Genomic DNA, 16,929 nt, shown 5'->3' with positions numbered 1-16,929 from the left:
GAACCTAAACCAGATCGAGGAGGACCCGTGAGCAGTGCCGCGAAGAATGTTCGGACCGGAGCGGGGGCCGGCGAACCGCTGGACGCGATCGATGAGCGTCTGCTGGCGGCGCTGGTGGCGGACGCCCGCATCTCCAACAAGCAGCTGGCCGAGCTGGTGGGCATCGCGCCGTCTACCGCCCTGATGCGCACCCGGGCGCTCTCCGACCGTAGCATCATCCAGGGCTTTGAGGCCAAGCTCAGCCTCCCCGCCGTCGGCCGGTCCGTGCAGGCGCTGATCGCCGTGCGCCTGCGGGCCCACGACCGCGAACAGATCGACCGGTTCACCGCCCGCGTGCCCAAGCTGCCCGCCGTGCTCTCGACTTTCCACACCTCCGGCTCGGTGGACTACCTGCTGCACATTGCCGTGGCCACCACCGAGGATCTGCGCGACTGGGTGCTGGACAACCTGGCCACGGACCCGGTGGTGGGCCACACGGAAACCACGCTGGTCTTCGACCACATCCAGGGAAACCACGGGCCGCTGCCGGACTGAAGAGCGCGCGGAGTCGTGGGACCTTCGCCGCCCGCGGAAGCGCGGGACTAGGCGCGCAGCGCCTGCCGCAGCGACACCGCCGCGAGGACCAGGCCCAGCGCGGCACAGAGCACCACGAAGCCGGCCACCGCGGTCTGCAGCCCGACAGCGCCGGCGGCCAGGCCGAGGCCGATCACCGGGAAGGCGCTGCCGAGGTAGGTGATCACGTACACGGTGCTGATGATCTGCGCGTGGCGGGCCGCCTCGACCTTGCCGGCGACGGTGTTGAAGACGGTCCGGAACGCCACGCCCTGGCCCAGGCCGGCGGTGACGCTGGCCGCGACCAGCAGCCAGGGGCTGCTCCAGGCGGCAGCGGCGGCGATCAACAGCACCGACACGGAGAGCAGCACGAGCCCCACCGGCACCACGAAGCGTCCCCGCACGGCCAGCAGCTGGCTCAGGGCGGACGCGGCGAGGGTGAGCCCGGCCAGCACACCGATCAGCGGCCGCGAGTCGGCGTGGACGATCTGCGCGAAGTAGCCCGGGGCCAGGGAGAGGCAGAAACCGAACACGGCGAAGCTGAGGAAGCCCACCGACGAGGCGATCCAGAAGGCGCCCCGTGCCTCGCTGGAGACGGAGGGCCGGCGCGGGGCGAGGACCTTCAGCGGCTGCTGCCCGGCGGTGGAGGTGATCGCCGGGCGGGCTTTGAGCAGGTACAGCGGGACCAGCAGCGCCGCCAGGACCAGCGAGTGCAGGTAATACGGCGTCGACGTCGGACCCGGGAACACCGAGAGCAGCCCGCCGATCGCAGGCCCGGCCGCCACCCCGCCGGCCGAGGCGAGCAGCGTGAACCGGGAGGCCCATTCGGGCCGGCTGGGCAGCAGTTCACGCAGCGCCGCGGAGCTCGCGCCCGTGGCCAGCGCCACCGCGGCGCCCTGCAGGGCGCGGCCCGCGCAGAGCGCCGCCAGGCTGTCGGCCAAGGCAAAGACGAGTCCTCCGGCCAGGCCGGTCAGGACGGCCAGCACCAGGGCAGCCCGCCGGCCGATGTGATCGGACCAGTGCCCCGCAAGGATCAGGGTGGCCACGAGGGCCAGGACGTAGGCGGAAAACGCCACTGTCACGTCCAGCGCCGAGATGCCCAGCCGGGTCTGCAGCAGCGGGTAGAGCGGGGTCGCGAGATTGGCTCCCACCAGGAGCGTGAAGATGACGACGCCGGCCATCACCAGCCGGGCGGTGACGGAGGCATCCCAACCCCAGCGGGCGGCGGTGGCCGGGCGCATGCGGAGTTCACTGAAGACGGTCATGACGGTGTCCCTGCACATCGGGGTGCCGCGGGCGTTCCCGGTAGGGAGGCCGCGGACCCGGTAAAGAAATGGATGCCTCCAGAATGCGGCACGAATGATCGTTCACATCCCTTTTCATGCCAAGATTGATCAAAACCATCAATGATGACCCGCACGGATGAACCGGAGTGATGATTTGAACAGCCTCGACCCCACCGACCTGCGGATCCTGCTGGAACTGGTCAAGGATCCCCGGGTCCAGATCGGCGAACTCAGCGACGCCCTGGGCATCGCGCGGAACACGGCGCAGACCCGGGTCAGGCGGATGCTGCGTTCGGGGATCCTGCACGACGGCGGCCGCGAGATCGACCTGGAAGCGGTGGGATACGACGTCGTCGCGTTCGTCACGATCGAGGTGAACCACCGGGAGCTCGACGGCGTGGTCGCAGCGCTGCGCCTCATCCCCCAGGTCCTGGAGGTGCACGAAATCTCGGGCCGGGGCGACGTCTGGTGCCGGCTGGTCGCCACGGACACGCACAATCTCCAGACTGCCCTGCGCTCCATCCTGCGGATCAAAGGCGTCATCCGGACCGAGACGGTGCTCGCCCTGCACACCCACATCCCCTACCGCACCGAGCCGCTGATCAGCCGGCTGGCCCAGGGCGCCGCCGGAACCGCTGCGCGGCCAGCGCGCCGGGCCGTTGCGCCCGGTGACGGCACCGACGCTGGATAATGGCCCGGTGACTATCATCGACAACGCCGTCTACGTGGACGGCGTCCGCCGGGCCGAACCCGAGAGCCTGGAACAGACCTTCGAGACCCTGAACCGCCACGGCGGCATGGCGTGGATCGGCCTGTACCGCCCCACCACCGAGGAAATGGCCGCCGTCGCCGCCGAATTCGGGCTGCACGGCCTCGCCGTGGAGGACGCCGTCTCCGCCCACCAGCGCCCCAAGCTTGAGCGCTACGACGACAACCTCTTCACCGTGCTCCGGCCCGCCCGCTACCTGGACGACTCCGAGACCGTGGAGTTCGGCGAGCTGCACGTCTTCACCGGTCGCAACTTCGTCGTGACGGTGCGGCACGCGGAGACCGCCGGCGTCGGCCAGGTTCGGCGCCGCCTGGAGCTGCGCCCGGACCTGCTCTGCCATGGTCCCGAGGCCGTGCTCTACGCCCTGATGGACCAGGTGGTGGACGACTACGGGCCCGTGGTTGCCGGGCTGGAAAACGACATCGACGAGATCGAGGACCAGCTCTTCAGCGGCGACCCCCTGGTCTCCCGGCGCATCTATGAGCTCGCCCGCGAGGTGATCCACTTCCAGCGGGCCATCCATCCGCTGCCGGCCATGATGCAGCACCTCCGCAGCGGCTTCGAGAAATACCGCGTGGATTCGGAACTGCAGCACAACCTCCGCGACGTCGAGGACCACGTGGAGCGGCTGATCTCCCGCGCGGACTCCTTCCGCGACCTGCTGCAGAACGCGCTGACCCTGGACGGCACGCTGACCGCCAACCGCCAGAATGAGGCGAGCGCCGAGCAGAACGAGCAGGTCAAGAAGATCTCCTCCTGGGCCGCGATCTTCTTCGCCCCGTCCTTCGTGGCCGGGGTGTACGGCATGAACTTCGAGAACATGCCGGAGCTGCACTGGGCGTTCGGGTATCCGATGGCGATCGGCCTGATGGCCGCCACGGCGACGCTGATGTACGCCATCTTCAAGCGGAAGGGCTGGCTCTGACCGGAGCCCGCTGACACCGCCGCCCGCTCACGGGCGGGCCTTCCCTACCGCCCCGCTTCCCGCGCCCCCGTGTACTCTGGCCGCATGAGCGCGCGGCGGGAGCGGTTCCGGCACATCGTGGAGACCCTGGGCAGGCACGGGCTGGGGTTCGCGGTGGGCGGGCTGCACCTGGAGCGGCTGCACCTTCCCGGCCTGGCCGCCGGCACGCCCGGCGCCCGGATGCCTGCCCCGGAGCGGGTGCGCCTGGCCCTGGAGGAACTCGGGACGGTGTTCATCAAGTTCGGCCAGATCGTCTCCACCCGGACCGACATCCTGCCCACGGACTACGCCGCGGAACTCGCCACCCTGCAGGACGCCTCCCCCGCCATCCCGGCCGAACAGATCCGCGCCGTCATCGCCGAGGAGCTCGGGCCGGCCGCGCACCAGCTGCTGGATGGGCTGCGGGACACCCCGCTCGCCACCGGTTCCATCGGGCAGGCCCACGAGGCAATCCTCGCCGGCGGCGGCGCGGCCGACGGGGGCGCCCTGGCCGACGTCGTGGTCAAGGTGCGCCGGCCCGGCGTCGTCGAGGAGGTCAAGGAGGACCTGGAAATCATGGCCGAACTGGCCAAACGCGCCGAACAGGCATCCGCGGCCGTGGCCGGCTGGCGGGTCGCGGCGCTGGTGGACGAGTTCGCCCAGACCCTCCGGGCGGAACTCGACTACCTGCAGGAGGCGCGCAACGCCGAGCAGTTCGCGGCGAACTTCGCCGGCGACCCGCGCGTGCACATCCCCCGGGTCTTCTGGGACGCCACCACCACGCGGGTACTGACCCTGGAGCGGCTGCGCGGCATCAAGATCAGCGACGTCGGCGCGCTGCGGGCGGCGGGAATCGACACCGGGGACCTCGCCGTCCGGGCCTGCACCGTGCTGCTGAAGATGGTCTTCGAGGACGGGTTCTTCCACGCCGACCCGCACCCGGGAAACTTCTTCGTCGAACCCGACGGCAGGCTGGGCATCATCGACTTCGGCATGGTGGGCAGGATCGACGACGGCGCCCGGTGGAACCTGGTGCGGGTACTGCTGGCGGTGGTGGATAAGGACCCCCGGAGCCTGACCACGGCGGTGGTGCGGCTCTGCGGAGGCGCCGACGGCGACTACGGCACCCTGCAGGCGGCGCTGGGCCGGCTGTTGGACCGCTACGCCGACCGGCCGCTGGCGGAGGTGCCGCTGGTGCCGGTGCTGGCCGAGCTGGCGGGCCTGCTGCGGACCAGCCGGCTCCGCCTGCCGCGGGAGACGGCCCTGATGGTCAAGATGCTGGTCATGGCCGACGGGCTGGGCAAACAGCTGGACCCCGGCTTCGAGCTGACCGAACAGCTGGGGCCCTTCGCCCGCGGCGTGGTGCTCTCCTCGCTCACCCCGGAGGCGGTGGCGGAACGGCTGAAGAAGCTCGGGTGGGAGGCGCTGAGGTTCGGCATCGAGGCCCCGGAACTGGCCCGGAGGCTGCTGGAGGTGCTGGAGCGCGGCGGGGTGGACGTGCACTTCCGGGCCGGTGAACTCCAGGCGCTGATGGACCGGGCGGAGAAGACCGGCAACCGGATCGTCGCGGGCCTGATCGTCGCCGCGCTGATCGGCGCCGTCGGGGAACTCGTGTCCTTCCAGCCTGACCGGTGGAAACGGTGGCCCAAGGCCCTGTTCACCGCCGGGCTGGGCGGGGTCGGCGCGCTCGGCGGCTACCTGGCACTCGGCTCGAGGCCGCACCGGCGGCGCGGGACCGGCTAGGGCCGCCCGCTTCAATCCAGCAGGTTTAGCGGGACTGCCTCAGGGTGTGGGGCGGCGATGCCGTGCCTGCGCCACCAGCCGGGCAAAGGCCAGGACGAATACCGCCTCGATCGCCGCCATCAGCGCGAGCCAGAGCCACTCCCGGTGGCCGATGAAGTAGACCACCCCCGCACCGACCAGGATGCTGCCAAGAACCAGCGCATACACCGCGAAGCCGACGGCCACCTTCGCGCTGCGGACTCCTGTGCGGAAGCCGAAGCCGTTGGGCTCGCCGCCCGGCTGTCCGCGCACACGGTCCTGCCGTGCCGGGCCAAGCCGGTCGAATTCCTCCCACGGATCGGGTCCCTGGTCCGGATGTTGGTCCGGAGGTAGGTCCGGAGGTTGTTCCGCCATTGCCCCATTTTAGTCGGCGCCGTCAGCCGCCGCAGGTCAGGCGGCGCGTTGCTCCACCTGGCCGGGGGCGGCGCCGTCGGCCCCGAAGACCAGCAGCCGCGTGGCGATCTTGTCCGTGAAGAACCGGTCGTGGCTGACCACCACGACGGCGCCCGGGAAGTGCAGCAGGGCCCGTTCCATCACCTGGGTGCTGGAGAGGTCCAGGTGGTTGGTGGGTTCGTCGAGGAGCAGCACGGACGCCCCCGAGAGCAGGCACTGGGCCATGGCGACGCGGGCCTTCTGGCCGCCGGAGAGGTTGCCGATCTTTTGCTTGAGGTCCGCCTCGGAGAACTGGAACATCGCGAGGAAGCGGTTGACCGACTTCCTGGTGGCGGTCAGGGCCAGGCTGTCCGGGAGGGCGTTGACGGCGTGCGAGACGGTGTCGCCGTCGTCGAGCCCCGCCAGCATGGCGTTGTAGGAGACGTACCCCGGGCCCTTGGCCCAGGTGACCGTGCCGGCGTCGGGGGCCTCCTCGCCGGTGAGGACCCGCAGGAGGGTGGATTTGCCGCTGCCGTTGGCGCCCAGGACGGCGATCCGGTGGCCCTTGCGGATCTCGAAGCCCAGGCCCGTGAACAGCGTCCTGCCGTCGTAGGCCTTCTCCAGCCCCTCGACCCGGCAGAGGACGTCCTTGACGTGCAGGCCGCCGTAGATCTCGGTGACGATCTGGTCCACCGGCCGGGGGTGCGGGACTTCTTGATCTTGGCCAGCTTGTTCTCCAGGCCCCGGCTGGCGGCCTTGACGGCCTCGCGCCGGTCGGCAATTCCCTCCGCCTCGAAGGCGAGCAGCTCGGCCTCGTGGACGAACTGCTGTTCCAGGGTCTTGAGCCGGAACTGCTTCTGGACCACGTATTCGGCGAAGTTCCCCGGGTACTCGTGCAGGTGGTAGTTCTCCACTTCGACGATCCGCGTGACCACGGCGTCCAGGAACATGCGGTCGTGCGAGACGATGACGGCGGCGCCCTTGAAGTCACGGAACCAGTTCTCCAGCCACTGCACCCCGGCGACGTCGAGGAAGTTGGTCGGCTCGTCCAGCAGCAACACGTCCGGGCTTTCGAGCAGGATCTTCGCCAGCGCGGCGCGGTTGCGCCAGCCGCCGGACAGGTCGTCGATGGCGCAGTGCCGGTGGGCGTCCTCGAAGCCGAGGGTGGTCAGCACGGTGTCGATCCGGCGCGGGTAGTCCCACCCGTCCAGCCGTTCCATCTCCTCGAAGAGGGCGGCCTGCCGAGTGATCAGGCGGTCCAGTTCCCCGGCGCCGGGATCGGCGGCGATGGCGGCGTCGATCCCGGCCAGTTCCGCCTCGACCGCCTTCACCGGGCCGAACAGTCCGTTGAGGACCTCCGTGATGGTTGAGGCACCGTTCAGCTCGGAGAACTGGGAGAAGTAGCCCACGCGGACGCCGGGATCGACGCTGACCGTACCGGTGTCCGGGGCGACCTGGTCCAGGACCAGCTTTAGGACGGTGGTCTTGCCGGAGCCGTTCTTCCCGATCAGCCCCACCCGGTCGCCGGGCTCGAGCCGGAAGAAGACCTCACGGAGAACCGGCATGTTCTCGAAGCGGACGCTGACGTCGTTCAGGCGGATCAGGCTCATGGGGGGTCCTTTCGGGGCGCCCGTGCCCGACGGCGGACCGTGCGATGGGCGGCCCGGCTGCTGTGGGAAGCGGGAGTGGAGTCCGGGTGGCGCAGGGAACCCGTGGTCTCCAGAATATCCCGGCACGCGAAGAGCCCCGCACCGCGGTTGCGGTACGGGGCTCTTCGGGTGTGGGGCTCTTGGGCTGCGTGGCCCTTGGGGTGTGCGGTCCGCTAGCGGCCGGACTTGCCGTGGCCGGCAGCGGGAGCGGCTGCCTGGGCCGGAGCGGGAGCGGGAGCCGGGGCGTGCTCGGCCTCGTGGGCCGGGCCGTTGCCGTAGCTCGGGACGGCGGGGGTGGCCGCGTGCTCGTCGCGGTGCTGTTCGGCGTTGGCCTGGCCGGCGGCACGGTGCGCTTCGGCGTTCGCGTGGGCCCAGGCGCTGTTGCCCGGCTCAGCGGGAGCGGACTTCTCCGGTTCGCTGTCCTTCGTTTCCGTGGACTCGGCCGGTTCCGTGGCCTCGCCGGTTTCGGTCGGGGCCGCGGACGGGGTATGGGTGGCCGTAGGGGCCGGGGCGGGCTCCGTCGGTTCAGCCGTTTCCGTCGGCTCCGCGGATGCGGTAGCGGCCGGGGCCGGTTCCGTCGGCTCGCCGGTCTCGGTGGGGGCCGCCGTCGGAGAGTCGGTGGCGGTGACGGCCGGCGTCGGATCCGCGGTGATCTCGCTGACCGTGGCGGCCATCGCCGCCCCCGCTCCGCCGGTGACGACGACGGCGGCCACGGCTGTTGCCTTGCCTGCGGTGCCCAGGGCGCCGAGCCACGTGAAAATTCCTGCCAAGGGGTGTTCCTTCCAGAGTTCCAAAGAGGTGTCCGGCAGGCCCTGTCACCAAGCCAACCGGGGAAAACATTACTCAGACGGTGACGGCGCGACGGCGGGGAACGGGATTCCTGCGGATTTCTTTGGGATAAACAGCGATGCGGGGCGTCGGCGCGGGCTCAGGGACCCCGGGGCGCGAACATGATCACGGCCACGCCCGCCAGGCAGACCACGGACCCGATGATGTCCCAGCGGTCCGGCCGGAATCCGTCCACGGCCATTCCCCAGGCCAGGGAACCGGCCACGAAGACGCCTCCGTAGGCGGCCAGGATCCGGCCGAAGTGGGCGTCCGGCTGAAGCGTCGCGACAAAGCCGTAGAGCCCGAGGGCGACGATCCCGATCCCGGCCCACCACCAGGCGCGCCCCTCGCGGACGGCCTGCCAGATCATCCAGGCTCCGCCGATTTCGGCCACGGCGGCCAGGGCAAAGAGCAGGACGGTGCGCGCAATGGTCATGCCACCATCTTTGCGCACCACGGCCCTTGTCCGCGGCGGCGTCGGCGGGTATGAGGGAAGCATGCAGACCGGACAGGGGCTCCTCCGGGGGCGGGTAGCGGTGGTGACCGGGTCTTCCCGAGGCCTGGGCTTTGCGATGGCGGGGCTGCTGGGCACCGAGGGGGCCGCCGTCGTCCTCGCGTCCCGGTCGGCCGCCGACGCCGAGGCGGCCGCCGCCCGGCTCCGGGCGGCGGGAATCACGGCGTCGGGGCTGCGCTGCGACACCGCGGAGCTGGCCGACGTCGAGTCCCTGCGCGACGAGGCCCTGCGCCTCGGCGGGCTTGACATCTGGGTCAACAACGCCGGAGTCTCGGGTGTGTACGGGCCGACGGCGTCCACGCCGGTGGACGACTTCACGCGGGTGGTCCGGACCAACATCCTGGGCACCTTCCACGGTTCCCGGGTGGCGCTGCCGGTGATGCTCGGGCAGGGCCACGGTGACCTGGTGAACCTCTACGGCCAGGGCGACGGCGGACCGGTGCCGCTGCAGAACGCCTATGCCTCCAGCAAGCGGTGGGTGCGCCAGTTCACCGAGACGCTGCGCCGGGAAACACGCGGCACCGGGGTGCGGGTCCACGGGATGAACCCCGGCCTGGTGGAAACCGACCTGCTGCGGCACACCCGGGCCCAGTCCGGCTACGAGAAGCGCCTTTCCGCCCTGCAAGTGGTCGTGGGACTCTGGGGCCAGGACCCGGAGGCCGCCGCGAAGCCCCTGCTGGGGCTGGTCACGTCGGATGCCGCGGCGTACCGGGACCTCACCCCGGCGCGGCTGCTGTCCAGGGGCGCCCGGAGCGTCCTGGCCGGCCGGCTCCGTAGGAGTCACCGGATGCCGCTGGATATCACCGTGGTGGAACCGGAACGCTGACCGGCGGAAGCGCCGCCGCGGCTACCTGATGGTCAGCGCCGGGTTGACGGGCGCCTTGCCGGCGTTGACCTGCAGCCCGACCGTGACCTTTTGCCCGGCGGCGAGCTTCGCCGTCCAGTCCGAGCCGGTGCAGGTGACGGACGTCTTCGGGACCACGGTGCACTTCATGCCCCAGGAGTTGGCGACCGAGGTGACCGTGGGGTCGTTCCAGGACACGGACCAGGACGGCACCGCGCGTAGCGCCGTGAGGTCCAGGTTGGCCACGTAGCCGCCGGGCCAGGAACTGGTCAACCGCCAGGTGGCTGACAGGGCGCCACCGCCAGCCGGGCCCGGGCTCGCGCTCGGCAAGGGCGAGGGGCTGGTGCTCGGTGCGGGTGCGGGAGCCGTGGGCGCGCTCGTCGGCGTCGGAGAGGGCGAGGGAGACGTCGTAGGCGTAGGCGCGGGCGACGTCGTCGGCGTCGGCGTTGGGGACGTGCCCGGGGCGTTGTTCAGGATCGGGGCCAGCGCATCCCGCTTGGCGCGTTCCGGCGTGCGCCAGTCGGACTGGACCAGACCGCCCGTCCCGGCCGAGTTGGGGTTGAACGCCCAGTAGGCAAAGGACATGCCGCTGGCCTTGAGGTAGCTGACAATGGAGGTCATCCAGGCCTTGTCGGAGGCGGTGGCCAAGGCGGTGCCGAACTCCCCCAGCAGCACCGGCGCGATTCCCTGCTTCTGCAGGTATCCCCAGTTGCGGTCCCAGACGGCGGGAAGGTTGGCAGGGTAGGCGGGGTCGCTGAACCATTTCTGGGCGAACATGGACGCCGGGTAGTCGTGCGGCGAGTAGACCACCCGGTGCGGCACGGCGAGGGTCACCGGCTTCGCGCCGGCGTCGGCCAGGCCCCCACCCCACCAGGTGCCTCCCGCGGTCGCCTGGTTTTCGATTCCCTCCACGAGGATCAGGAGGTTCGGGTTGGCGGCCAGGACGGCGTTGCCTCCCCTGGTCGCCGCCGCCTGCCAGTCGGTCGCGGCGGGTCCGCCCCAGGTGGCCGACCCCGCGGGCTCGTTGTGCAGGTCGGCCCCGATCACGGTCGGATCGTTCCTGTAACGGGTCGCCAGCATCTGCCAGTCCGAGATCCACCGGGACTCGGGGACGGCGGCGGTGTACCAGAGGGGCGACTGGCTTGCCGAGGAGGGGCGGTGCCGGTCCAGGATGACCTGCAGGCCGTTGGCCTTAGCCCGGGCGATGACCGTGTCCATCACATCCAGCGGGCGTTTGCCTTCCAGGTTGTAGGCCCGGTTGGCCCAATAGTTGACGCTGCCCTTGATGGTCGTGGCGGCCAGGCACTCGTTGGAGAACGGCAGCCGGACGGTGTTGAACCCCATGGACTTTATGTTGGCCAGGGCTTCGTCGATGGTCAGGGTGCCCCAGAGTCCGTGCGGGACGCAGTCGGGGGTCTCGAGCCCGAACCAGGAGGCCGCCTTGATGATGTACGCGGCGTTGTTCGAGTCCCGGATGGTGCCGCCGTCCGTGTGCAGCCATCCCGTGGCCGCGGGCGTGGTGTCCGCGAGCCGCTCAAGGCCGGCACCGGACGCCGCGGGCCCGGCGCAGCCCGCCACCGCCAGCAGGGCGGCGACTCCCGCGGCGACGACGCCCAGCGTCCGGGCAGGACGACGGCGGGCAGGGCTCTGTTCGGTGGGGCGGCCTGATGACACATGTCCTCCAAGATTCCGGGCCAGGCAGGCCCACTGTGCCTCACCGTACCCACCCCGGGTGCCGCCCCTTCGGCGACGCTCTGGGTGGTCGGAATATTTCCTGGTTCTGGGCCGCGGCAGACGGCGACTAACCCTCGCGGCGCACGTGGCCGGGGCTGGGGTTTGGCTGGGACTTGGCCCCGGATGCGGCGCTCCTACTTGCGCGATAGATCATAAGCAGGCTTAGGATAGAGATATGGCCGTATCGAGCGGCCGCCAACCAGAGGAGGAAACACCATGGGACTGGGCGACAAGATCGAGAACGCTGCCGAGAAGATGACCGGCAAGGGTAAGGAAGCCGCCGGCGACGCGACGGGCAACGACCGCCTCCGCGCCGAGGGCCAGGCCGACCAGGCCAAGGGCGACCTCAAGCAGGCCGGCGAGAAGGTCAAGGACGCCTTCAAGAAGGACTGATCCTGGACAACTGCCAAGGGCGCTTCCCGTCACGGGGGGCGCCCTTTGCTGTGCCACCACACTTCCCACGGCGAACCGACGCGCCGGGAAGCGGTGGATCCTAGAACTTGCCGTACTTGGCCCGGGCCATCGAATACACCCCGTAGCAGACCAGTCCGGCGGCGGTGGCGGCGAGCAGCACCACGCCGAACGGCTGGGACCCCAGGGTCTTGAGGCCGCCGTCCAGGCCCGAGGACTTGGAGGGGTCCGCCGTCGCCGCCGCCACGATGATGAGTATGCCGACCACGGCCAGCACCACGCCCTTGGCGGCGTACCCGATGGTGCCAAGCCATTCCACGGCGGTGCGGGTGTTCCCGGGAACGCTGAGGTCCTCCATGAACTTCCGGGTGACGCCCCGGTAAACGTAGTAGGCCCCGCCGCCGATGATCGCTGCGCCGATGACGATCAGCAGGAGGACGCCGGCGGGTGCGCCGAGAATCTTTGCGGTGAAGTCGCTGGCCGACTGGCTGGAGCTCTTGGAACCGCCGGCGGCGAAGACGGCAAAGGTGATGGCCAGGAAGCCGAAGATGACGGCTTTTCCGGCCGCCGACGCCGTTTCCTTGACCTTGTCCTTCGCCTCACCCTGTGCGCGGCCGGCGACGACGGCCTCGCTCACCATCCACAGGGCCAGGGCCGCGCAGGCGGCGAACCCCACCCACAAGAGGATGGCTCCGCCGGGCTTGGACGCCAAGGAGCCGATGGCCCCGGACTGGTCGGCCTCGCCGCCCTGCCCGCGGTCGATCTGGAGGGCGATGGCCCCGATCAGGATATGGACCAGGCCGATGAAGACGTAGCCGGCCCGGGCGAGGTTCCGGAGTACCGGTCCTCTGGCAGCGGAGCTGGCCTCCGAAACGGCCCGGTTGGCTTTTTGCGAGGCTTCACCCACGGCGTGATCCTTCACTGGTCATCAAGCGGCTGAACTGGTCCGCTCAGCATAGCCAGCGTGAGGGTGGAGGGGAATGATGGCGCCGCGCGGGGAACCTGCGGCGGGGAGGCAATGTGGAGCTAAGGAGATTCGAACTCCTGACCTCTTCGATGCGAACGAAGCGCTCTACCAACTGAGCTATAGCCCCGTGACAACGCCGCTCCCGAAAGGGAACGGCGTCACCAAACGTTCTTAGGCTACAAAGTATCTGCCCGCAACGCCAACCGACGCACCGGCGCGGGCAACAACCTCACCCGGAAAAGCCAGAAAGCCCCGGATTCACCGTGGTGGTGGATCCGGGGCCTCCTGCGTGGACTCAGGCTCGGCGCCGCTGGAGGACGTCGTCGAGGTTGCTCAGTGCGCTCTGGCCCTTGCCCTGGGGCTTGGCCTCGGCAGCCTCCTCGGCGCCGCGCACGGAGGCCTGCTTCAGAGACGGCTTGCCGACGGCCTTCGGTGCGGCTGGGAGGTCGAGGGGTTCCGGGGCCGCACGTTCGGCCTTGGGTGCCTCGACGTAGGTCGGCTTGGGCACCTGGACCGGTTCCCAACTGGCGCCCTCGGGGGATGCGGGGTCGCCGACCTGGTGGATGGAGGTGTCACCGGACGCGGCGGCCTCGGCCAAGGCAGCCTGCCGCAGCTCGGCGACGGTCAGCGCTGCGGGACGAACCGGCCCGGCGTCGGCTTCGGCGTCGAACAGGGGGCTGTCCTTTGCCGGCGCATCGGAGGGGGCAGCAGCGGGCTGCTCGGCAGGCGCGGGCCGGGCCGGGCGGGCCGGCGCCATGGCCGACCGGAACGCGCGCTCAACCTTACGGCGACGGTCACGGACAGCGAGGGAACGAAGGACCACGACGGCGGCCACCGCCGCCAGCAGGGTCAGGACCGGCAACCATCCAGAGCCCAGGCCGAAGAGGCGGAGCACGCCGGACACGACACCGGTCAGGAGGGACACCACCGCCAGCAATGCCAGCGACAGGCGGCCATACCGGATGCGGAACGCGGAGTTCGCCGGAAGGCTCGCGGGCCGGGCGGACTTCATCGACGCCGGGGCGGCCTTTAGCGACGACGGCGCAGCCGCGTCGGGCGTCGAAGGGGCGGAGGCGGGGCGCTGCGTACTGGTCATCGGTTTCTCCTGCGGTGACGTCATGGCCATGACGTCACCGGCTTGGGGGTCGGCTCGTTCCACGTCCGCGGCGTCCATCAGGAAGTCTCCAGCCGGCCGAAGCTGGCGGCTGTTCCGGAGCATGTAGGGAGCCACCCATACGATCCAGAGCGCAACAGCGACGACAAGGATCACTGAGCTGCTGAGAGGGAAGTCCACACTCAAAACCGTAAGAGCTTGAGGGCGTGGCGGACCGCATTAGCGGCGGTGTGTCGCGCGGCGGCCGGAGAAACTGTCCGACGTGACGAAAACGCAGGTCAGGACGGCGTTTCCCGCTGGCGTACCGGACCCTCCCGGAGCCACCGGCCCAGCAGGCCCTCGGGGACTTCCTCGGCCGTCAGCGCGAAGCTGCGGTGGTCCGCCCAGCGGCCGTTGATGTGCAGGTACCGGGGCCGGTACCCCTCGTCCCTGAAGCCGAGTTTCTCGACCACCCGCAGGCTGGGACCGTTCTCCGGACGGATGTTGATTTCCATCCGGTGCAGCCCGAGGGTGCCGAAGCAGTGGTCCGTGGCCATGGCCACCGCGGTGGGCGCGATGCCTTGGCCGGCGCGGTCCTGGTCCACCCAGTACCCCAGCGTGGCCATCATGGCTGAGCCCCACACAATCGAGGAGACGGTCAGTTGCCCCACAATGACGGGTTCCCGATGTCCCGGCGTCCAGGCGGCGATCACGAACGGCAGGGCCGTCGCCTGGGCCGCCTGGGCCTTCAGTGAACTCACCATCTGACGGTAGTTGGGCAGGCCGCCCCCGGGGGCCGGGTTGGACGCTTCCCAGGGGGCCAGCCACTGCTCGTTCCGGGCGCGGAGGGCGCTCCATTCGCGGCGGTCACGGTACTTGATCGGCCGCAGGACCAGGTCGCCGCTCTCCAGCGTGACCGGCCACGTGAAGCTGCCCCCCACCGGACTAGTGCGTCAGGCCGGCGGTGAAGCCCGGCAGCCACTCACGCAGGCCCGGGCCCAGGTCTTCGCTGTCGCAGGCCAGCTGAACGCAGGCCTTCAGGTAGCTCAGCTTGTCGCCGGTGTCGTAGCGGCGGCCGCGGAAGACGACGCCGTAGACGCCGTAGCCCTCGCCCTCGCCGGCTGCGAGTTCCTGCAGGGCGTCGGTGAGCTGGATTTCGCCGCCGCGGCCGGGCTCGGTGCGCTCCAGCACATCGAAGACGGCCGGGTGCAGGACGTAACGGCCGATGATCGCCAGGTTGGAGGGCGCGTCTTCGACGTCGGGCTTCTCCACGAGGTGGTTGATGCGCACGTAGTCTTCGCCGTCGACGGCCTCGACGTCGGCGCAGCCGTAGGCGCTGATCTGGGACGGATCAACTTCGATCAGGGCCACGACCGAGCCGCCGGTCTTGGCCTGCACCTCGATCATGGTGCTCAGCAGTTCGTCGCGGGCATCGATCAGGTCATCACCGAGCAGGACGGCGAACGGCTCGTAGCCGACGTGCTGCTTGGCACGCAGCACGGCGTGGCCGAGGCCCATCGGGTCACCCTGGCGGACGTAGTGGATGTCGCCGAGGTTGCTGGCGGCCTGGATGGACTCGAGCTTGGCGGTGTCACCCTTCGCTTCGAGGGTCGCCTCCAGGGTGGGGACCCGGTCGAAGTGGTCTTCGAGGGCCCGCTTGCTGCGCCCGGTGATCATCAAGACGTCGTTGAGGCCCACCTTGACGGCTTCTTCGACCACGTACTGGATTGCCGGCTTGTCGACGACGGGCAGCATCTCCTTCGGCATCGCCTTGGTGGCGGGAAGGAAGCGGGTGCCGAGGCCCGCTGCGGGGATGACGGCCTTGCGGACGGAGGCGTTAGGTGTCTTCACCCGACTAATCTAACCGAGGGGGCAAACATCAGGTAATTGCCCTCACAGTGCGGCCGTGGCATTTTTGCCCGGCCGGCGAGGCGAAGGAGCCACCGCATGGACACGCACGACAAGGACACCAAGGAAGCGATCCGCACCCGGCACCGGCAGCGTCGGGCGGCGATGACGCCGGCGGCGCGTTCGGCGGCCGGCGCAGCCCTGGCTGTGCGTGGCGCTGCGTGGGCGGCTTCGCTGACCGACGGCGGAACGGGCACCTTCGCGGCCTACCTGGGGGTCGGCTTGGAGCCGCCGACTCTTCCCCTGTTGGAGGCCTTGCACGTTGCCGGGCACAGGGTGCTGCTTCCCGTCTGCGAGCCGGACCTGGAACTGAGCTGGGTGGCGTGGACGCCGCAGAGCGAATACGTGCGGAGCCGATACGCGCCGCTTCAGGAACCGGTCGGGGAACGGCTCGGCACCGATGCCGTGGCGGGGGCCGCCGGAATCTTCGTTCCCGCCACGGCGGTGGACCTCGACGGAAACCGGATCGGCCAGGGCGGCGGCTACTACGACAAGTTCCTCGCCGCCCTCTCGGCCCTCCCCGGGAACGGCGGCAGCCACCCGGTGCCGACTGCCGGCGTCGTCTACGCGGATGAAGTGCTGCCCGCGGGCACCATCCCCGTCGAAGTCTTCGACCGGAAGGTCGGCGCCGCACTCACGCCCGCCGGCCTTGTTCCCACCGGCGCCGGCCGCTGACGCCGCATATTCTTCCACCTGTTCGCACGGTGATAGAATTGGCACTCAGGCCCTGTGACTGCTAATCCCCTGGCTCCCGAGCCAGCCGCCCCTCAAGGGGCGGACGGGAGGGACGCAGTACGGACCTGCTCGTTTGTCCTAGAGGAGGAACCCAGTGCCCACGTACGCCTACGCTTGCAAGGACTGCAACCACGCCTTCGAGACCGTGCAGTCGTTCTCCGATGAATCGCTGACGACCTGCCCGGAGTGCCAGGGAACGTTGCGCAAGAAGTTCAACAGCGTCGGAGTCGTCTTCAAGGGCTCCGGCTTCTACCGGACCGATTCCCGCGATTCCAAGGGCAGCTCCGTGGCGCCCGCCGCACCGGCTGCCACTCCTGCCGCCGCTCCGACCGCCGCCGCCAACTAGGGCACCTGCCGCTTCCCGCTGCAGCTTGTCCACATAGCCCCGACCGGGGCTGAGCCCGCCGCGTTCAGGCTCTTACCGTGGAGCCATGGCACCAGTAAGGCTTCCCTTCTTCCGTCCCGGGTCTGCCGGGGGCCCGCCCGTTGCGGGCCGGCCCGCGGGAGGACGACTAGTTCCCTCCCGCCGGTCCGCCCCACGT

The 16,929-nt window shown here is 70.1% G+C and carries 18 protein-coding genes, 1 tRNA gene and 1 pseudogene; 8 read left to right on the top strand and 12 right to left on the bottom strand.

Annotated features, from left to right (window positions below):
- Positions 1 to 27: 27 nt before the first annotated feature.
- A complete protein-coding gene (locus ABC337_RS12605) occupies positions 28 to 534 on the top strand; it encodes an Lrp/AsnC family transcriptional regulator (RefSeq protein ID WP_412883677.1) in 507 nt (168 codons plus the stop codon).
- Positions 535 to 581: 47 nt separating this feature from the next.
- On the opposite strand, the gene ABC337_RS12600 is transcribed toward ABC337_RS12605, so the two are convergent.
- Positions 582 to 1,817 carry an MFS transporter gene (locus tag ABC337_RS12600; RefSeq protein ID WP_412883678.1) on the bottom strand — a complete coding sequence of 412 codons (1,236 nt, stop codon included), beginning with the start codon at positions 1,815 to 1,817 and terminating at the stop codon, positions 582 to 584.
- A gap of 175 nt (positions 1,818 to 1,992) precedes the next feature.
- On the opposite strand from ABC337_RS12600, the gene ABC337_RS12595 reads away from it, so the two are divergent.
- From ABC337_RS12595 to ABC337_RS12585, 3 genes are all read left to right on the top strand, one after another.
- Entirely contained in the window at positions 1,993 to 2,529 is a 537-nt protein-coding gene (locus tag ABC337_RS12595) for an Lrp/AsnC family transcriptional regulator (RefSeq protein WP_412883679.1), read from the top strand.
- A gap of 7 nt (positions 2,530 to 2,536) precedes the next feature.
- A complete protein-coding gene (gene corA / locus ABC337_RS12590; protein ID WP_290255830.1) occupies positions 2,537 to 3,532 on the top strand; it encodes a magnesium/cobalt transporter CorA in 996 nt (331 codons plus the stop codon).
- 84 nt (positions 3,533 to 3,616) lie between these two features.
- Positions 3,617 to 5,293 carry an ABC1 kinase family protein gene (locus ABC337_RS12585; RefSeq protein ID WP_412883680.1) on the top strand — a complete coding sequence of 559 codons (1,677 nt, stop codon included), beginning with the start codon at positions 3,617 to 3,619 and terminating at the stop codon, positions 5,291 to 5,293.
- A gap of 39 nt (positions 5,294 to 5,332) precedes the next feature.
- Here ABC337_RS12585 and ABC337_RS12580 read toward each other — a convergent pair whose 3' ends face one another.
- From ABC337_RS12580 to ABC337_RS12560, 5 genes and pseudogenes are all read right to left on the bottom strand, one after another.
- A complete protein-coding gene (locus ABC337_RS12580) occupies positions 5,333 to 5,686 on the bottom strand; it encodes a hypothetical protein (RefSeq protein ID WP_412883681.1) in 354 nt (117 codons plus the stop codon).
- Between the two features lie 36 nt (positions 5,687 to 5,722).
- Entirely contained in the window at positions 5,723 to 6,397 is a 675-nt protein-coding gene (locus tag ABC337_RS12575; protein ID WP_412883682.1) for an ATP-binding cassette domain-containing protein, read from the bottom strand.
- Positions 6,398 to 6,798: 401 nt separating this feature from the next.
- Positions 6,799 to 7,269: pseudogene (locus ABC337_RS12570) on the bottom strand (ATP-binding cassette domain-containing protein); the annotation flags it as partial.
- A 257-nt stretch (positions 7,270 to 7,526) separates the two neighbouring features.
- Entirely contained in the window at positions 7,527 to 8,123 is a 597-nt protein-coding gene (locus ABC337_RS12565) for a hypothetical protein (protein WP_412883683.1), read from the bottom strand.
- A 158-nt stretch (positions 8,124 to 8,281) separates the two neighbouring features.
- The gene (locus ABC337_RS12560) at positions 8,282 to 8,617 is read right to left on the bottom strand and encodes a YnfA family protein (protein WP_412883684.1); all 336 of its coding nucleotides are present in this window, start codon (positions 8,615 to 8,617) and stop codon (positions 8,282 to 8,284) included.
- 61 nt (positions 8,618 to 8,678) lie between these two features.
- Between ABC337_RS12560 and ABC337_RS12555 the strand changes: the two genes are divergently transcribed.
- Positions 8,679 to 9,521 carry an SDR family oxidoreductase gene (locus ABC337_RS12555; RefSeq protein ID WP_412883685.1) on the top strand — a complete coding sequence of 281 codons (843 nt, stop codon included), beginning with the start codon at positions 8,679 to 8,681 and terminating at the stop codon, positions 9,519 to 9,521.
- Between the two features lie 21 nt (positions 9,522 to 9,542).
- Here ABC337_RS12555 and ABC337_RS12550 read toward each other — a convergent pair whose 3' ends face one another.
- A complete protein-coding gene (locus tag ABC337_RS12550; protein WP_412883686.1) occupies positions 9,543 to 11,213 on the bottom strand; it encodes a cellulase family glycosylhydrolase in 1,671 nt (556 codons plus the stop codon).
- A 276-nt stretch (positions 11,214 to 11,489) separates the two neighbouring features.
- Here ABC337_RS12550 and ABC337_RS12545 point away from each other — a divergent pair, with 276 nt between their 5' ends.
- Positions 11,490 to 11,666, top strand: coding sequence for a CsbD family protein (locus tag ABC337_RS12545; RefSeq protein ID WP_290255838.1), 177 nt, complete (start codon positions 11,490 to 11,492; stop codon positions 11,664 to 11,666).
- Positions 11,667 to 11,766: 100 nt separating this feature from the next.
- Here the strand turns inward: ABC337_RS12545 and ABC337_RS12540 are convergent, their stop codons facing one another.
- The 5 genes from ABC337_RS12540 to galU form a co-directional block, all read right to left on the bottom strand.
- Entirely contained in the window at positions 11,767 to 12,591 is an 825-nt protein-coding gene (locus ABC337_RS12540) for a DUF1206 domain-containing protein (RefSeq protein WP_412883687.1), read from the bottom strand.
- A 114-nt stretch (positions 12,592 to 12,705) separates the two neighbouring features.
- Positions 12,706 to 12,778, bottom strand: a tRNA-Ala gene (locus tag ABC337_RS12535).
- Positions 12,779 to 12,946: 168 nt separating this feature from the next.
- Positions 12,947 to 13,945, bottom strand: coding sequence for a hypothetical protein (locus ABC337_RS12530; protein WP_412883688.1), 999 nt, complete (start codon positions 13,943 to 13,945; stop codon positions 12,947 to 12,949).
- Between the two features lie 98 nt (positions 13,946 to 14,043).
- The gene (locus ABC337_RS12525; protein WP_412883689.1) at positions 14,044 to 14,685 is read right to left on the bottom strand and encodes a GNAT family N-acetyltransferase; all 642 of its coding nucleotides are present in this window, start codon (positions 14,683 to 14,685) and stop codon (positions 14,044 to 14,046) included.
- A 4-nt stretch (positions 14,686 to 14,689) separates the two neighbouring features.
- On the bottom strand, positions 14,690 to 15,595 hold the full coding sequence (gene galU / locus ABC337_RS12520; protein ID WP_290255842.1) for a UTP--glucose-1-phosphate uridylyltransferase GalU: 906 nt from the start codon (positions 15,593 to 15,595) through the stop codon (positions 14,690 to 14,692).
- A gap of 96 nt (positions 15,596 to 15,691) precedes the next feature.
- Here galU and ABC337_RS12515 point away from each other — a divergent pair, with 96 nt between their 5' ends.
- Positions 15,692 to 16,327 (top strand): 5-formyltetrahydrofolate cyclo-ligase, encoded by a 636-nt coding sequence (locus ABC337_RS12515; protein ID WP_412883690.1) that lies wholly within the window; start codon positions 15,692 to 15,694, stop codon positions 16,325 to 16,327.
- Between the two features lie 154 nt (positions 16,328 to 16,481).
- Complete coding sequence (locus ABC337_RS12510; RefSeq protein WP_290255844.1) at positions 16,482 to 16,733, top strand: FmdB family zinc ribbon protein; 252 nt, start codon at positions 16,482 to 16,484, stop codon at positions 16,731 to 16,733.
- The last annotated feature ends 196 nt before the right edge of the window (positions 16,734 to 16,929 follow it).

The organism is Arthrobacter phoenicis (assembly GCF_047238215.1).
Classification (GTDB): domain Bacteria; phylum Actinomycetota; class Actinomycetes; order Actinomycetales; family Micrococcaceae; genus Arthrobacter.
The sequence above is the reverse complement of the archived record's forward strand: the minus strand, read 5'-3'. Positions and strand labels throughout refer to the sequence as shown.

Bases quoted from the DNA above. Each gene is read 5' to 3' on its own strand.
- ABC337_RS12600 (WP_412883678.1), bottom strand. From the start codon at position 1,817: ATGACCGTCTTCAGTGAACTCCGCATGCGCCCGGCCACCGCCGCCCGC.
- ABC337_RS12585 (WP_412883680.1), top strand. From the start codon at position 3,617: ATGAGCGCGCGGCGGGAGCGGTTCCGGCACATCGTGGAGACCCTGGGC.
- ABC337_RS12580 (WP_412883681.1), bottom strand. From the start codon at position 5,686: ATGGCGGAACAACCTCCGGACCTACCTCCGGACCAACATCCGGACCAG.
- ABC337_RS12560 (WP_412883684.1), bottom strand. From the start codon at position 8,617: ATGACCATTGCGCGCACCGTCCTGCTCTTTGCCCTGGCCGCCGTGGCC.
- ABC337_RS12555 (WP_412883685.1), top strand. From the start codon at position 8,679: ATGCAGACCGGACAGGGGCTCCTCCGGGGGCGGGTAGCGGTGGTGACC.
- ABC337_RS12545 (WP_290255838.1), top strand. From the start codon at position 11,490: ATGGGACTGGGCGACAAGATCGAGAACGCTGCCGAGAAGATGACCGGC.
- ABC337_RS12515 (WP_412883690.1), top strand. From the start codon at position 15,692: ATGGACACGCACGACAAGGACACCAAGGAAGCGATCCGCACCCGGCAC.